Here is a 14684-nt window from a genome sequence, read left to right as displayed (position 1 = left end):
AACGCAATACAGGCCCGCCCTGCTCCGCTGGGGACGCGATCGCGCACTACGGGCGGACGCCAAGACCCTGCACATCATGTGCCTGACTGACGAACCTCGTTACCGGCGCCAGATCAAGGTGCAGGCCAACCTTCAGGAAGGCCGTCACGCGCTCGCCCGGAAGATTCCTCCACGGCCGGGCCGGACAGCTCTACAGCCGTTACCAGGACGGCATGGAGGGCCAGATCGGCGCCCGGGGACTCGTCCTCAGCGCCCTGGCGCCGTTCAACACCCGGTACATGGACGCCGCCGCTGCGAACGGACGGCTTCGAGGTACGGGACGAGGGCGTGGCCCGGCGGTCGCCGCGCGTGCGGCACCACGTCAACATGCTGGGCCGCTGCTCTTCTCCCGGCAGGATCTGTCCGACGGCCTGCGGCCCCTGCGCGATCCGGACGCGGTGGACGAGGAGTCGGTCAGTGGCTGCGGGGCGCGTACATGATCACGGCCATGCCCGCGAGGCAGACCAGGGCACCGATGACGTCCCAGCGGTCGGGCCGGTAGCCGTCGGCGACCATGCCCCAGGCGATCGACCCGGCCACGAAGACCCCACCGTACGCGGCGAGAATACGCCCGAAGTTGTCGTCATGCTGCCAGGTGGCGACCACACCGTAGAGGCCGAGAGCGATGACGCCGCCGCCGATCCAGATCCAGCCCTTGTGTTCGCGGATGCCTTGCCAGACCAGCCAGGCACCGCCGATTTCGAACAGGGCGGCGACGACGAACAGAGCAACGGAACGAGCGACAACCATGCTGGTGAACCTACCGGCGGTCCGTGTTCGTGATCTTCAGCGGGTCCCGGACGCCTTGCAGCCGCACCGTTCCTCACCTGCTGTCTTCTGCGCAGGAGCAGGAGAGGGGGCACCGTCCGAGCCACCAGGTTCCGGCCGCGAGCACGGCCAGGACGACGGCGAGGGCGGGCAGCCGGCCCACCACCGCCCCGGTCCCAGCGCCGAGGACACCCGCGGTGATCAGAACGGGCAGCGCACAGCACGCCACACAGGCCAGGGCGGCCAGCCACCGAGTGCCTTCGGCATCCTGTGGGGGTGGGGATCAGTAACAGGGGCCGGCATGGCGGTTCACCTCGGCGAGGTCGTCAAAGGGGATGGGGCAGCAGGAACTTCCGGCGCAGACGGTCAGGTCGTCGCAGCCCGCCTCGACGGCCGTGGCCAAGGCCGTGCGGATGGTGGTCAGGTCGGCGATCTTCGCGTCGACTTCCGCGAGTTTGGCCGCGGCCCGCTCCTGGAGGCCCGCGACGGGACGTCCGTGGCGATGGCAGCCGGCCTCCAGCAGCTCGGCGACCTCCTCCAGCGTGAACCCGAGCCGCTGAGCAGCCTTGATCACCCGCAGTGCGGTCACCGCGTCCTCGCCGTACAAGCGGTGACCGCCACTGGAGCGCTCCGGTTCGGCCAGCAGACCGCGCCGCTCGTAGTAGCGCAGCGTCTGAATGTTCACCCCGGCCGCCTCGGCGACCTGCCCACTGCGCAGGCCCGAACTCACCGCGACTCCGCGGTGGCAGCGGTCCGGGCGGCGAGGGCGTCCAGGACGGATTCATGTGCCGGGTCCACCGAGATGTCCAGGCCGACCAGATCGTCGCCCGGTGTGGTGGTGAAGGTGAAGAACGAGCAGCATCCGCTCTCGCGCTCCACCAGGTCCCGGACCTGCTCCTCTCCGGCCGGTCCGCCGACCAAGTCGAGGCGCAGACGCAACGGGTGGGGCCTCGACAGCGAGGCCGACCTCTCGGCGATCAGCGCGTCCCACTCCGCGACCCGCAGGGGCCGCTCCGCGGTGGACAGCGTGCAGGACTGCGGCACCCACACCAGATCACTCATCGCACTCACTCCCGTCGTCACGCCCCACGCAGCGGGGACACTCCGACGGTAAACCTGTACCTGGGTACCGGTTGCAAGTCCCAGCGCAGGAGATCCTTCCGGGCCGACCACCCCAAGGTCAGTTGCAGCAATCGCACCGGGAACGGCAGCCACACGCTCCGGTGTCGGGCGCAGCGGACGGCGTCACAGGGGCGGGAGCCGCGCAACAGCCCTTGCCATGCCAGGCGTCGCGGCCTTCCTTGACGGCGACGGCGGCGATGACGAGGGCGGCGATGGGGTCGGCCCAGGACCAGCCGAGGGCGGCGTTGAGGACGAGTCCGACCAGCAGGACTGCGGACAGGTAGGTGCACAGCAGCGTCTGCTTGGAGTCCGCGACCGCACTGGCGGAGCCGAGTTCGCGGCCGGCGCGGCGCTGGGCAGCGGAGAGGAACGGCATGACCGCGAGTGAAAGGGAGGCGATGACGATGCCTGGGATCGAGCGGTCGGCTTCGCCGGTGCCGGTCAGGGCGCGAGCGGCGTCGACGCTCACGTACACGGCGAGGGCGAAGAAGGAGACGGAGATGATCCGCAGGGTGGTCTTCTCCCGGGCCTCGCGGACGGCATGGTCGCGGGCGGAGAACTGCCAGGCGACCGCGGCGGCGGAGGAGACTTCGATGACCGAGTCGAGGCCGAAGCCGATCAGCGCGGTGGAGGAGGCGAGGGTGCCTGCCGTGAGGGCGACGATCGCCTCGACGACGTTGTACATGATCGTGGCGGCGACCAGCAGCCGTATTCGCTTGGCGAGCACGTCGCGGCGGGCCGGTGACGGCCCGAGGGATGTCGCGGTCATCAGCAGCAGCCCTCCGTGGCGGCATCCGGGCAGGTCTTGTCCGCCTCAACCGCGACCACGGCAGCGAGGAGGTGGTCCAGGGCGTGGCCGAGGCGTTCGTCGGCGAGCTCGTAGCGGGTACGGCGCCCGTCGGGGACGGTGACGACCAGCCCGCAGTCACGCAGGCACGCCAGGTGGTTGGACAGGCGGGTGCGGGAGACGTCGAGCGCGTCGGCGAGGTCGGCCGGGTAGGCCGCGGCTCCGCGCAGGGAGAGCAGGATCCGACAGCGGATCGGGTCGGCGAGCGCGCGGCCGAACCGGGCCAGCACCTCGACGTCGGAAGCAACAGTCAGCACACCACGACAGTACATCAGATCCTGAATTCAGGGAATCGTGGACTATTGATCCGTGTCGACTGCCCCTGGGCGCGAGCAGGCTGGTCAGCTACGCGATCCCCTCCGGGGACGGCTCGAAGTACCGGCTTCTCCAGCTTGTTGTGCCACGACTTCGCCATACGCATCAGCAGTGACGCGCCCTGCTCGCCGAGGTGGGTCAGGGAGGAGTGGGCGGTATTCGCGCAGATCTCAGCCAGTCCCCCGGCCCGCGCATGGCCGTGTGCTCGTCCGGCAACACGCGTGCCCGCTCGTAGGAGAGCCGGGCGAACCCGGTGTCGGGCATACGTCGCGCGGACTGACCACCTCCTCCGGCCCCGGCCGGGGGGTGACGAACAGCGCCCTGCGGATAGGTCTGGGACGCGGGCCCCGCCCGCCTGCTGCCTCCTCTTGCCCGATGGCGCGCGTCCGGCCCCGGCGGCGGGCTTGGTCCGTGCGCCTTCGCCTAGACCGGCCGGAAACGCTGCCGCGCGGATCGGGCCGACTCGCAGAAGACCCGTAACGCACCGGCGACGAGAGCGCCCGCACAGTTGCAGGGTCTTCCGAACCGGCAGGTGACCGGAAGCATCGCCGAAGCGCCTTTGAATGCCGCATCTGCATGCCCCTCAACAAATCCTGACGCTCTCTTAACACATACCGAAACCCCCGGATCACGCATCTCGCCTGAGGCGACAGGGGCCGCGCTCGGACTCATACAACTTGTGCCATGTGCCTGTTTCCCCAGTTCAGAGGGCTCCTCTCGGTGCGGACCGGATTCGTGCGGGCCCCTGCTTCCGACGGATCGAGGCGCACGAGAGCAGCTCAGCCAGGTGATTCTTTTCTGCTTACGCTGATCGAACCGGCCCGATGAACGGCCGGAATCGTTCGCTGTAGGGCAGGAGCACAGATGGCCGCACCCGTACAGGCCCGTACCAGCCGCTTCCGCGCCTGGATGCTGGAAGGCCTGTCAGACATGGCCAGGCACCAGAAAGGGATGCGCGCGGAACCGGAGCCCGCACACAAGGGGCAGAGGTGGTGGCGGGTCATGTGTCTGACCGGTGTCGACTACTTCTCCACCCTGGGCTACCAGCCGGGCATCGCAGCGCTCGCGGCCGGCCTGCTGTCACCAGTGGCGACCATCGTGCTGGTCCTCGTCACCCTCGCAGGCGCACTGCCGGTGTACCGGAGGGTGGCGGAGGAGAGCCCGCACGGCCAAGGCTCGATCGCCATGCTGGAACGTCTGCTGTCGTTCTGGAAGGGCAAACTCTTCGTACTGACCCTGCTCGGTTTTGCCGCCACCGACTTCCTGATCACCATCACCCTGTCGGCAGCGGACTCCTCGATCCACCTGATCGAAAACCCCCACGTGCCCCACTGGCTCCACGGCCAGCAGCTGATCGTCACCCTGCTGCTCATCGCACTGCTCGGCGCCGTGTTCCTCAAGGGTTTCCTGGAGGCCATCGGCGTCGCTGTCGCCCTGGTCGGCGCGTACCTGGCCCTGAACGTTGTCATCGTGGCCACCGGACTGTGGCACCTCGCCACCGAGGCTCATGTCATCACTGACTGGTCCACCGCGCTCACGGCATCACACGGAAACGCTCTGGCCATGATCGGCGTGGCGCTGATCGTCTTTCCGAAGCTGGCGCTGGGCCTGTCCGGCTTCGAAACCGGCGTCGCGGTCATGCCGCACGTCGAGGGCGAGCCCGGCGACATCCCGGAGAAACCCGCCGGCCGCATCCGCGGCACCAAGAAGCTACTCACCACCGCCGCACTGATCATGAGCGTGTTCCTGATCACCACCAGCTTCATCACCACCCTCCTCATTCCCGCCAAGGAGTTCCAACCCGGCGGCGAAGCCAACGGCCGCGCTCTCGCCTACCTGGCCCACGAGTACCTCGGCAGCGCCTTCGGCACCGTCTACGACATCGCCACCATCGCCATTCTCTGGTTCGCCGGCGCCTCCGCCATGGCAGGACTTCTCAACCTGATGCCCCAGTACCTCCCCCGTTACGGAATGGCCCCGCACTGGGCACGCGCCGTGCGGCCCATGGTGATCGTCTTCACCCTCGTGGCGTTCCTCGTCACCTGGATCTTCAACGCCGATGTCGATGCCCAGGGCGGCGCGTACGCCACTGGTGTACTCGTACTGATCTGCTCCGCAGCGATCGCGGTGACCATTGCCGCCCATCGCGCCAGGCAGCGGAACTGGACGATCGCCTTCGCCGTCATCTCGGCCGTCTTCCTGTACACCACCGCACTCAACGTCGTCGAGCGGCCCGACGGCGTCAAGATCGGCGCGTGCTTCATCGCCGGCATCATCATCCTCTCCCTGCTCTCCCGGCTCGCCCGCGCCTTCGAACTCCGCGTCACCGGTGTGACCTTGGACCCGATGGCCGAACGCTTCGTCCGCGACATCTCCCACCGCACCGCCCGTTTCATCGCCAACGAGCCCGACCAGCGTGACGTCGCCGAATACCGGGACAAGATCCACCAGATCCGGGCCGACAACGACATCCCACCCGAGGACGACCTCGTCTTCGTCGAGGTCACCGTCCGCGACCCCTCGGAATTCGAGGCCGGCCTGAACGTGCGCGGGGAAGTAATGCACGGCCGCTACCGCGTCCTCACACTCGAGAGCTCGTCAATCCCCAACGCCCTGGCCGCATTCCTCCTCCACGTGCGCGACACGACCGGCCGACGCCCGCACATCTACTTCGAATGGACCGAGGGAACCCCGTTCGCCAACTTCTTCCGGTTCTTCCTCTTCGGACAGGGCGAGGTAGCCCCCGTCACTCGCGAGGTCCTGCGCGTCGCCGAACCCAACCGGGCGAACCGGCCCCGTGTCCACGTCGGCTGAACCAAAGAGCAGGCACGCCGGGGCAGCGAGGAGCTCACGAACCGTCTGAGCGACGTGGTGAGAGGCCCACCCAGGGACCCTTCCTGCGCTTAGCAAATCGCTCCGGCCCGTGTTTCGCCGATCGCTGACAGCCTTCACTACTCGGTGATACCGTATAGTGGTACTCGGTACTACGCAGTACCGAGAGCGCCAGGAGGATCGCGATGGAGGACCTGACGGAGATGCTCAAGGGCACGCTCGAAGGGTGCGTGCTCGAAATCATCGGCAGTGAGGAAACCTACGGGTACGCCATCACCCGTCAGCTGAACGAGCTCGGCTTCGCCGACGTCGTCGAGGGGACGGTGTACACGATCTTGCTGCGGCTGGAGAGGAACGGATTCGTCCAAGTGGCGAAACGACCATCCGGGGTGGGTCCGCCGCGCAAGTTCTATGCCCTCAACGACGCCGGACGCGAGGAACTCGCGAAGTTCTGGGCCAAATGGCAGTACGTCTCATCACGCATCGACAGGCTCAAGGAAGGCGGGAGATGAACTTCTGGGAGACCATCACAGGCAGCGATCTCACCAAGGAATGGAAGGCGTTCGAAGCCCGGGCCGAGGCCCTGCCAGACGACTACCGAGCGGCGTGGGAACAGATCAAGGCCCACCTCTTTCCCCACGGGGACTTTACCGGCCGCAACCTGATGCCGATCCTCGACGCAGCCCTGGGGCTGCTCGAAGAAACAGCGGCGGACGGGCAGAGCGTCCACGAGGTGCTCGGCGACGACATCCGAGGCTTTTGCGCGGCGCTGGCCGGTGGAGAAGGGGCTCGAACCTATCGCGACCGGTGGCGCGAGCAGTTGAACAGGAACGTCGCAAGGAAATTGAGCCGGCTGGGAGGCTGACGTGGGCATCCAAGACATTATCGAGGGCAAGAAGCAGTGGCGGGCGCACATGGCTCGGGTCAAGGCGCTCCCACCGGACTACCAGATCGTCTACAAGGAGATGCAGAAGTACCTGTTCAAGGTCGGACCGATCGACCTGCCTGACGGCCCCCTGCTCCCCGGGATCGTCGACTTCTTCGAGGAAGGCGTCGCGGCGGGCAAAGGGGTCTTGGAACTCATCGGCGCAGACGTCGCCGCATTCTGCGACGACCTGGTCAAGGACTCACGCACCCATGCGGACGTCTATCAGGAGTCCATCAGCAGGGAACCCGGCCCGGCCGAGAGGTAGCACCCGTCGCCTCACGCCGGTGGACGTGCCCGCACGCGCGGCTCGTTCGCCTCAGCCCAGCGCGAACAGGCGCCGCCCGGCTGGCCGTCAGGAGCCACCGCAGATCCTGTCCACCGAGGGGGCGAGCCGGCCGACGAGGCCTGGCTCAGCCCTGCCACTGCCCCGGCGGCGGTGTCAACGGCGACGACGGCGAAGGTCCTCGCACCGCAGCCCTGCCTCACACCCGGCCAGGCCCACACCGTGTTGGCGGAGTGCGAGGACGCGTCGTGACAGACCTCGTCCCTCCCCCCGCACCGTCGCCATACGCCTCACGCCACGCGCGGGCGTAGTGATCACGATGGCCGCGTTCCTCGGAGTGGTCGCGTTCTTCTGGCCGTTCGTCGTGGCGCCGGGCAAGTTCGGTTCCCACTACGCACCCCCACTGGTCTTCGGCGTCCTACTCGTCCTCGTCCTGTGCGTGGTCCTCTCGGAGATCGCCGAAGGAGGCATCAACTCCAAGGCACTGGCAATGCTCGGGATCTCTCCGCCGTCAACGCCGCGCTTCGCCCGCTCGGGGCCGGTACCGCCGGCATCGAAACCGTCTTCTTCATCCTCGTACTCGCCAGCCGGGTCTACGGTCCCGGCTTCGGCTTCGCCCTCGGATGCACCTCGCTCTTCGCCTCCGCGCTCATCACCGGCGGCGTCGGACCCTGGATGCCGTACCAGATGTTCGGCTGCGCCTTCGTCGGCATGCTCGCCGGACTCCTCCCCAAAGCCTCCCGACGCCGCGAAGTTCTGATGCTCGCCGTCTTCGGCTCCCTTTCCGGCTACCTCTTCGGCTTCCTGCTCAACCTGTCCTTCTGGCCTTCGCGGTGGACCCCGGCAGCTCCATCGCCTACCTGCCGGGAACCCCCTTCACCGAGCAGTGGCAGCGCTACATCGCCTTCGACCTCGCGACCTCCCTCGGCTGGGACACCGGCCGCGCCGTCACCAACTTCATCTGCATCTGCCTCGCCGGACCGGCCGTCCTGACGACCTTCCGCCGTGCCTCCCGCAAAGCCCGCTTCCACGCACCGGTCCGATTCGCGAGCAAGCAGGACCGCCCGGAGGGAGCGCGATGACGCCACCTGGCCTGGCCACTGAGCGACGGGGGGTGCCATCGGTGTCGATGGCCTGTGCCGGGGCCGGCTCAACGAACAGGCCGCCAAGTCTGTTTGCCCCGGCTGCGGCCACGACCGCGTCCTGCAGCAGGACACCGACCGGTGCACCTTCTGGTGTCCTGGGCTGCCCCCATCGGACGTTACCGGGGATGGCAGACCAGCAAGGTCCGTCTCGCCGCCGACCGCAAGTGCCGCCCGTAGACGTTCGTCCTGACCGCTGGACAGGCCGCTGACAGCCCGCAGTTCATCCCCGTGCTGGGAAACATCCGCGTCCGCGGTCCTGCCGGCCGTCCCCCACCAGGCCGGAAGCGGTCACTGGTCACAAGGCCCAGCTCGTCCCACGGCCGCCGGGCCCACCTTCGGAACGCCACATCAAGGCAGTCATCCCGGAGAAGTCGGACCAGGCCGCCGACCGGAAGAAGAAGACTCCAGGGGCGGCCGGCCCGTCAGCCACGACGCCGACCTGTACAAGGAGAGGACCACCGTCGAGCGCCTGATCAACAAGCTCAAGTCCTGGCGGGGTATCGCCACTCGGTACGAGTGGACCCCAGACAGCTACCTCGCCGGACTTCGCCTGGCGCCTCGGTGATCTGGATCAAAGACCTCACCCGAGGCGCCTATTGATCACAGCCTTGCCGCGCTCTACGGGCGGACGTAAGGCCGAGTCATCACCTCCATGTTGTGACCGTCCGGGTCCTCGAAGTAGGCGCCGCGACCACCGAATAGACGGTTGATCTGGCCGGGTTCGGTGTGACTGGGATCGGCGTAGTAGGTGACCCCGACCGTCTCCAGACGGCTGATGACGGCGTCGAACTGCTTGTCAGGGACGAGGAAGGCGTAGTGCTGTGACTGGATCGGCTCGTCCCTCATCTCGTAGTAGTCGAGCGTCACGCCGTTGCCGAGGTCGACGGGCAGGAACGGCCCGAATGGGGCGCCGACCTTCAAGCCCAGGACCGCGGCGAGGAACTCGGCAGAGAGGTGCCGGTCGCTTGCGTATATGGCAGTGTGGTTCAGTTGGACGCTGGCCGCCGGCAGCGCGGATTCATGCGGGTACTGCTGGTCATAGGACATCAGTGGTGTGTCTCCGGTCTTGGGATCCGCTGGAATGGGGCGCCTGATGCGGGCGCCGGGAGCTAAGACGCGGAGAGGGGGCGGGCCTCTTGCCCGCCTCGTGCTCACGCCGAGGCCGGGAACCTCACTCGTGCGTGGCCCATGGCCGACCCGGCAGTCACCCGACCGACCTTAGTAGCCATCACAGGCGTGGGCAACACAGTTCCTCGGCCATGCCCGGCCGCAGTTCGAGCCGCCGTTGCGTCATAGCTGGTGATCACGGTCCTGCTGGTCACAACCCGATACGCGCCCTGGCGGTCCCGCTCACCTGAGCTGTCCGCGTACTCGTTGAAGTGCTCAGCCAGGTACGGATGAATGTGCTCAGCCCCGCCTGGACCAAGCCCGCGCCGCAGTCAAGGCCGGCCCCGAAACCCCCGTCGGCCAACTGGCCCGAGACCCCGGCGGCACCGCAGGCACCTGGTCCCACATCATCCGCAGCGCACGACAGCACCCAGAGGACTGACCTGTGGCGATCAGCAGAGTGGTGCTTACGAGTTGGTGCGGGATAGCGGGTGGGGCGTACCAGCCTGCTCGATGACTGCTGTTCAGGCGTTGGCGGTGCGGTCGGAGACGAGACCGGCGATGGCCTGGTAGGTGGCGGGGAGTCGGCCTCGCCGGTGGGTCCGGCGGGTCAGTTGCTTCCAGCGTTTGTGGTCGGCGAGGGCGTGTCTGTGCTGCGCCGCCTACCCTGGTCGGGTGAGTTGGACAAGTTCCATTGATGGATTCCGGCTCTGCTACGACCGCGTCGGTACTGGGGTCGCGGCGGTGTTGCTGCATGGGTGGCCGGGCGACCGCAGCGAGTACCGCGGGGTCGTCGCCCGATTGCCGACGATGGACGTCGTGGTGCCGGACCTCCGCGGGTTCGGCGCTTCGGACTGGCAGTCCGGCCATCCGACGTCGTACGGCGCTGACGCGCAGGCACGCAGCGTGGTTGGCTTGATCGAAGAGTTGGGCCTGGAGCAGCCGGTGGTCGCCGGACACGACATCGGTAGCCGGATCGCGGTCGCAATCGCCCGGCTGCGACCCGATCTCATCCGCGCCTTGGTGCTGACGCCCCCGCTGCCGGGCATGGGTGAGCGGATCCTCGGCCCGCAGGTGGCGCCGGAGTTCTGGTACCTGTCGTTCAACCAGCTCCCGTTGGCAGTGCAGCTGCTGGACGGTCGGCCGGATGCGATACGTGTGTTCCTGCGGCATTTCTGGACCCACTGGGCCGGCCCGGGGTTCGCGCCGCCCGACGGACACCTCGACCACCTGGTCTCGGTGTACTCCCAGCCGGGTAGGGCCGCTGCTCTGCTCGGCTGGTATCGAGCCAACGTCGGCGCGTTGGCTCGCGTGGTGGCCGAGCGACCGCCGCCGCCCGCGGAGCGGATCGCCGTACCGACCACGGTGCTCTGGCCGGACCGTGATCCGCTGTTCCCGCCGGCTTGGTCTGACCAGCTCGACCAGCACTTCGCGGATCTCCAGCTTCAGCACCTGGGCGGGATCGGGCATTTCGTGCCGATGGAGGCCCCGGACGAGTTCGCCGAGGCCATAGCCACGGCTGGTGCGATCGGACGTTCTCCGTCGGCAGCGGAACAGGGCAACGACTCGCAAGGTCACTTCGGATCTCGCAAGTCCTCCCCGCAACGTTGAATCGGACTTCGCGGGGTCCACGGCTGAAAGACAGCACGGCGGATTCACCATACCTACCTGCGCTTTCCATCTGATGTACCCAGGGGGGCAGGCGGGTCGTCTCTTTACGCGTCCGCCGGTTCCTCCGTCCGGTCATCCCGTGCGGCGCAGGCCGCCCGGCCGGACGACGGCGACGGCGACGGCGACGGCGACGGCATCGACGTAGGCGCTGCCGCCGAGAGCGACTACCGGGCCGGCGGGGTGGAGGCCTACGCCATCTGCGCGGACGTGGACAGCGACTGAGCCACCTCGGGCACGAGGCGATGAGCCATGGGTCCCGGTGGTCACGGACGCCCACGCCCAGGGAACCGACGATGCGCTGACCTTCCCCAATGCCGGTCACCCGGAGAAGCCGTAGTCAAACATGATGCTCAGACATCACACCAGTGCTGGCCGCCCTCCGTGCTCACGACGCGCATTCCGTTTCACTCACGAGCAACAATCCGTCATTCCCCAGTACTGTGAGCTGGACTCCCAGTTCATGCCACCGATCACCGCGGTCTGCCCGCACGGGGAGTAAGGAGCCGACAGGCGTTCGGGGACTGCCCGACTGAGGCGAGGCGCCGGCCGCGCTCCGCACGAATCAGCCGAAGAGTGGCATGTCGATCACCTTGGACGGGTGGCTGCGCCGACTACTGTCCCGAAGTGTCCACGTCATCGCACCCCCGCGGCCTCGTCGCCGTGCTGCTCGCGGCCGTGCTGCTGTCGCCTCTCCTCCACCCCCCGGCGCACGCTGCACCCGTCCCCGGACCGGACGCCGCCTCACCGAACCTCCGGGTGGTGCTGAGGGACGCCCCGCCATTCGCGTTCCGGGAGGGGGACAGCTGGGTCGGGTACGACGTGGATGTCTGGAACGAGGTGGCCCGGAAGGCGGGCTATTCCTTCACCCTCAAAGACGTGAAGAGCATCGACCCTCTTCTGGACTCCGTGCGCAACGGATCCGCCGACGTCGCCATCAGCGCGATCACGGCCACCAGCGTGCGAGAGCGCACCCTGGAGTTCTCCCACCCGGACATCTGGGCCGGGCTGCAGGTGATGGTCCCGGAGCGAAGCCGAAGTGGCGGGATCGACGACATCGTCACCGCGTTCCTCCAATCCAGTGTGCTCGTCCTGCTGTTCCTGGGACTCCTTCTCCTGTTCGTCGCCGCCAATGCGATGTGGATCGTCGGACGCGTCCGCGGAACCCTCCCGGAGAAGGGGTACGTGCCAGGCGTCATCCGCACCACGCACGAGATCTTCACCAACATGGCCACCCTCGACTTCGCCTCGCACACCCCCCGCTCAGTATGGGGCCGACTCTGCTCCCTCCTCGCGGTGGTGGTCAGCCTGCTGTTCATCGCGCAACTCACCGCAGCGCTCACGGCCAGCCTGACGGTGGAGCGCATGGAGAAGGGCATCCGATCGGTGGACGATCTGCGGGGGCACCGGGTGGCAACGGTCGCCCACAGCACGGCCGCCGACGGACTGGCCCGGCGCGGGATCAAGGCGGCCCACTTCAAAACCTTCGACGACGTCACCGCCGCTTTCGAAGACGGACGCTTCGACGCAGTCGTGCACGACGCCCCGATCCTGAAGTACTACGTGGGCCGATCCGCAGACCGCTTCGACCTGGTCGGCCCCGTCTTCGACCATCAGTGGTACGGATTCGCCCTGCCGCGCGACAGCCCCCACCGCGAGACCATCAACCGAGCGCTACTGGAGTTGCAGGAGAGCGGCACGCTGGACCGCCTGAAGAGACAGTGGCTCACGAGCGACTGACGACCCCCAGAATCAGCACCCGCACCGGTCCGCGCAGCTCCCTCACGTTCTCGCAGACCCCACGAACGCCTCGACGCCATACATCCCTGACCAGCGTGGCGCCGAGGCGGTACGCCGACCCCATATCGGCTGCCGGCCGGGGCTCCTCGGGATCGGGTACATCGCCCGAGGAGGCTGCAGACCACGCAGAAGCAGCCGCCTCCCGCATGTGAAAAGCCCCGCCCGATCGGGTGTGGGCTCTGTGCTGTCCGGATGCGTCACGGCACATCCGCGCCGAGCACGGGTGCATGTCCGGACTGCCCGTGATCGTGTACCCGCCGTCGCCTTCGGGCAGTCGGCAAGTGCGCATGGACGGGAAAATCCTCGGTCTGGCCCACAACCCGCGGACGTGGCGGAGTTGGAGCGGACGCTCCGAGTTCCGGGCGGTCGTGGTGACTGCCGCCGGCGCCGAGGCCGGTCTCCTCCGCGAGCTCCCGCACCACCGCTGTGGCGCAATCCTCAGATGCGCTGGTCTTGCCACCCGGCAGCTCCCACATACCGCGGTTGGACCGGCCGGCAGCACCGTGCCGCTGGAGTCGGTGACGACCGCGAGGCCACCGGTCAGCGCATCGCCGGTGATCGGGCACTACTCGACTGGCGTCGTGTCGGTGCGGCAGGGGCCCCGCAGGACCAGGACAGCGAGTCCGTCTGCCTCCAGGCGTTCGGCCTGCTTCCAGCCCGCGGTGAGGAGGCGGATCTCTTCTTCGTCGAGGGCGATGTCCCGTCTGTTACAGGGGTGTTCTCGGCGGTGGGTGTGATGACCACGAGCGCACCGCCGGGTCGCAGCCACTCCCCTGGGAGCCGACCTCGGATACCCCCAGGCGAACCCCACTACCACCAATGGGCTGCCATCATGGAAGAGACCCTGCCCCCGGCCAATGGGCAGCGGTCAGCACGGTTCTCCTCAGCGCAGCCCTGAACCACAAGATCCAACCGATCGCTACTGCTGCTCACGTCGGCAGGTTCAGTCACTCGGCCGGCTCAAGCGAACCATTCAAGTGACTGAAACGGGTACACCTGCCCAGATGCGTTCATAACGGGGGCCAAGATGTCAGACACATGGATGATCGTCGCAGGATTCGCCTTGCTCGACATCGTGGGGCTTCTCGCGGCAGGACTGTTCATCAAACTGAACCGCATCCACCGCCGACGACGCGGATAGACACCCTCAGTTGATGAGCACGTCGGCCTCAGGACCGGGAGCGGCCGCAGAGCTCCGCTCCGCACCCGCAAGGCGGTCCTGCGGGCACAGGCGGCCCACTCCGCCGTGTCTGCGGCACAGCCGACCAGCCCGAGCGGCTGCACTCAATGCCACGCGCTGCAGGCAGCAACCCATTCCCTCGGCGTGCGCACTACCACCAACCCCGTCCCGCTCCCCCTGTGGGCCGGGCGCGGGCCTGTGGTCGTGTTCGCCACGTACGCCTCACTGGTGGACCGCGAGGATATCGACGCACCGATTTGCCGGGGAGGCGTTCGCGGGCCGCTGGAGGCCGCTCTGGCGGGGGGTGCCCCCAGCGAGCGCAATGCTGTCGAGCGGTGCATCGCCCGACTCAAGCAGTGGCGCGGCCTCGCAATGCGTACGGACAAGCTCGCAGTCGCCTACCAGGCCGCATTTGCACCTCGCTGCCATCCTGATCTGGTCCCGCAGGTGACAGCGCCACAACGTAAGCAGGTCTACGTGAGGTCCGTGCTCGGTTGGCGGCGCCAGTCCCATCCGGCATAACGGTCCAGCAGCGTGGAGAACTCGCTCGCCTGAAGGATCTCGTAATGGTTGGTGTCGACAAGACTCTCCAGACCAGGGAGGACGTCGCGGAGAAGGGCCCGGGCCGCGTCCATGGACTCGCACGACAC

The 14684-nt window shown here is 67.7% G+C and carries 14 protein-coding genes and 4 pseudogenes; 10 read left to right on the top strand and 8 right to left on the bottom strand.

Annotation, left to right across the window (positions count from 1 at the left end; translation table 11 throughout):
• Positions 1-11: 11 nt before the first annotated feature.
• Positions 12-479 (top strand): annotated as a pseudogene (locus AC068D_RS19155) (Tn3 family transposase); the annotation flags it as partial.
• On the opposite strand, the gene AC068D_RS19150 reads toward AC068D_RS19155, so the two are convergent.
• The 5 genes from AC068D_RS19150 to AC068D_RS19130 all read right to left on the bottom strand — a co-directional run bounded on the left by AC068D_RS19150 (position 454) and on the right by AC068D_RS19130 (position 3033).
• Entirely contained in the window at positions 454-789 is a 336-nt protein-coding gene (locus AC068D_RS19150) for a YnfA family protein (protein WP_478824181.1), read from the bottom strand. The pseudogene AC068D_RS19155 and the gene AC068D_RS19150 sit on opposite strands and share 26 nt — an antisense overlap.
• A gap of 301 nt (positions 790-1090) precedes the next feature.
• Positions 1091-1537, bottom strand: coding sequence for a MerR family transcriptional regulator (locus tag AC068D_RS19145; protein WP_478824180.1), 447 nt, complete (start codon positions 1535-1537; stop codon positions 1091-1093).
• Entirely contained in the window at positions 1534-1869 is a 336-nt protein-coding gene (locus AC068D_RS19140) for a hypothetical protein (protein ID WP_478824179.1), read from the bottom strand. Before AC068D_RS19140 ends, AC068D_RS19145 begins: the two co-directional genes overlap by 4 nt.
• 118 nt (positions 1870-1987) lie before the next feature.
• A complete protein-coding gene (locus AC068D_RS19135) occupies positions 1988-2698 on the bottom strand; it encodes a cation efflux transmembrane domain-containing protein (RefSeq protein WP_478824178.1) in 711 nt (236 codons plus the stop codon).
• Complete coding sequence (locus AC068D_RS19130; RefSeq protein WP_478824177.1) at positions 2698-3033, bottom strand: ArsR/SmtB family transcription factor; 336 nt, start codon at positions 3031-3033, stop codon at positions 2698-2700. Before AC068D_RS19130 ends, AC068D_RS19135 begins: the two co-directional genes overlap by 1 nt.
• 922 nt (positions 3034-3955) lie before the next feature.
• On the opposite strand from AC068D_RS19130, the gene AC068D_RS19125 reads away from it, so the two are divergent.
• The 6 genes and pseudogenes from AC068D_RS19125 to AC068D_RS19100 form a co-directional block, all read left to right on the top strand.
• A complete protein-coding gene (locus AC068D_RS19125; protein ID WP_478824176.1) occupies positions 3956-5905 on the top strand; it encodes an APC family permease in 1950 nt (649 codons plus the stop codon).
• 203 nt (positions 5906-6108) lie between these two features.
• On the top strand, positions 6109-6435 hold the full coding sequence (locus tag AC068D_RS19120; protein WP_478824175.1) for a PadR family transcriptional regulator: 327 nt from the start codon (positions 6109-6111) through the stop codon (positions 6433-6435).
• Positions 6432-6788 carry a DUF1048 domain-containing protein gene (locus AC068D_RS19115; RefSeq protein ID WP_478824174.1) on the top strand — a complete coding sequence of 119 codons (357 nt, stop codon included), beginning with the start codon at positions 6432-6434 and terminating at the stop codon, positions 6786-6788. Before AC068D_RS19120 ends, AC068D_RS19115 begins: the two co-directional genes overlap by 4 nt.
• A gap of 1 nt (position 6789) precedes the next feature.
• Positions 6790-7116 carry a DUF1048 domain-containing protein gene (locus AC068D_RS19110; protein WP_478824173.1) on the top strand — a complete coding sequence of 109 codons (327 nt, stop codon included), beginning with the start codon at positions 6790-6792 and terminating at the stop codon, positions 7114-7116.
• 337 nt (positions 7117-7453) lie between these two features.
• Positions 7454-8216: pseudogene (locus AC068D_RS19105) on the top strand (ECF transporter S component).
• A 165-nt stretch (positions 8217-8381) separates the two neighbouring features.
• A pseudogene (locus AC068D_RS19100) lies at positions 8382-8879 on the top strand (transposase); the annotation flags it as partial.
• Positions 8880-8897: 18 nt separating this feature from the next.
• Here the strand turns inward: AC068D_RS19100 and AC068D_RS19095 are convergent.
• Positions 8898-9326 (bottom strand): VOC family protein, encoded by a 429-nt coding sequence (locus AC068D_RS19095; protein WP_478824172.1) that lies wholly within the window; start codon positions 9324-9326, stop codon positions 8898-8900.
• Positions 9327-10061: 735 nt separating this feature from the next.
• Here AC068D_RS19095 and AC068D_RS19090 point away from each other — a divergent pair.
• Positions 10062-10997: an alpha/beta fold hydrolase gene (locus AC068D_RS19090; RefSeq protein ID WP_478824171.1), complete on the top strand. Its 936-nt coding sequence runs from the start codon at positions 10062-10064 to the stop codon at positions 10995-10997.
• Between the two features lie 684 nt (positions 10998-11681).
• Positions 11682-12794 (top strand): transporter substrate-binding domain-containing protein, encoded by a 1113-nt coding sequence (locus tag AC068D_RS19085; protein ID WP_478824170.1) that lies wholly within the window; start codon positions 11682-11684, stop codon positions 12792-12794.
• Between the two features lie 257 nt (positions 12795-13051).
• Here AC068D_RS19085 and AC068D_RS19080 read toward each other — a convergent pair whose 3' ends face one another.
• Positions 13052-13330, bottom strand: coding sequence for an NUDIX domain-containing protein (locus AC068D_RS19080; protein WP_478824169.1), 279 nt, complete (start codon positions 13328-13330; stop codon positions 13052-13054).
• Positions 13331-14316: 986 nt separating this feature from the next.
• On the opposite strand from AC068D_RS19080, the pseudogene AC068D_RS19075 reads away from it, so the two are divergent.
• Positions 14317-14485 (top strand): annotated as a pseudogene (locus AC068D_RS19075) (IS5/IS1182 family transposase); the annotation flags it as partial.
• Between the two features lie 22 nt (positions 14486-14507).
• Here the strand turns inward: AC068D_RS19075 and AC068D_RS19070 are convergent.
• Positions 14508-14684 carry a hypothetical protein gene (locus tag AC068D_RS19070; RefSeq protein WP_478824168.1) on the bottom strand — a complete coding sequence of 59 codons (177 nt, stop codon included), beginning with the start codon at positions 14682-14684 and terminating at the stop codon, positions 14508-14510.

This window comes from Streptomyces sp. NPDC043861 (genome assembly GCF_056435905.1).
This window is presented reverse-complemented; position numbering and strand designations above follow the sequence as displayed.

Excerpts from the sequence above, each read along its gene's own strand:
- AC068D_RS19150 (WP_478824181.1), bottom strand. The coding sequence starts at position 789 with ATGGTTGTCGCTCGTTCCGTTGCTCTGTTCGTCGTCGCCGCCCTGTTC.
- AC068D_RS19140 (WP_478824179.1), bottom strand. The coding sequence starts at position 1,869 with ATGAGTGATCTGGTGTGGGTGCCGCAGTCCTGCACGCTGTCCACCGCG.
- AC068D_RS19135 (WP_478824178.1), bottom strand. The coding sequence starts at position 2,698 with ATGACCGCGACATCCCTCGGGCCGTCACCGGCCCGCCGCGACGTGCTC.
- AC068D_RS19125 (WP_478824176.1), top strand. The coding sequence starts at position 3,956 with ATGGCCGCACCCGTACAGGCCCGTACCAGCCGCTTCCGCGCCTGGATG.
- AC068D_RS19120 (WP_478824175.1), top strand. The coding sequence starts at position 6,109 with ATGGAGGACCTGACGGAGATGCTCAAGGGCACGCTCGAAGGGTGCGTG.
- AC068D_RS19115 (WP_478824174.1), top strand. The coding sequence starts at position 6,432 with ATGAACTTCTGGGAGACCATCACAGGCAGCGATCTCACCAAGGAATGG.
- AC068D_RS19095 (WP_478824172.1), bottom strand. The coding sequence starts at position 9,326 with ATGTCCTATGACCAGCAGTACCCGCATGAATCCGCGCTGCCGGCGGCC.
- AC068D_RS19080 (WP_478824169.1), bottom strand. The coding sequence starts at position 13,330 with ATGTGGGAGCTGCCGGGTGGCAAGACCAGCGCATCTGAGGATTGCGCC.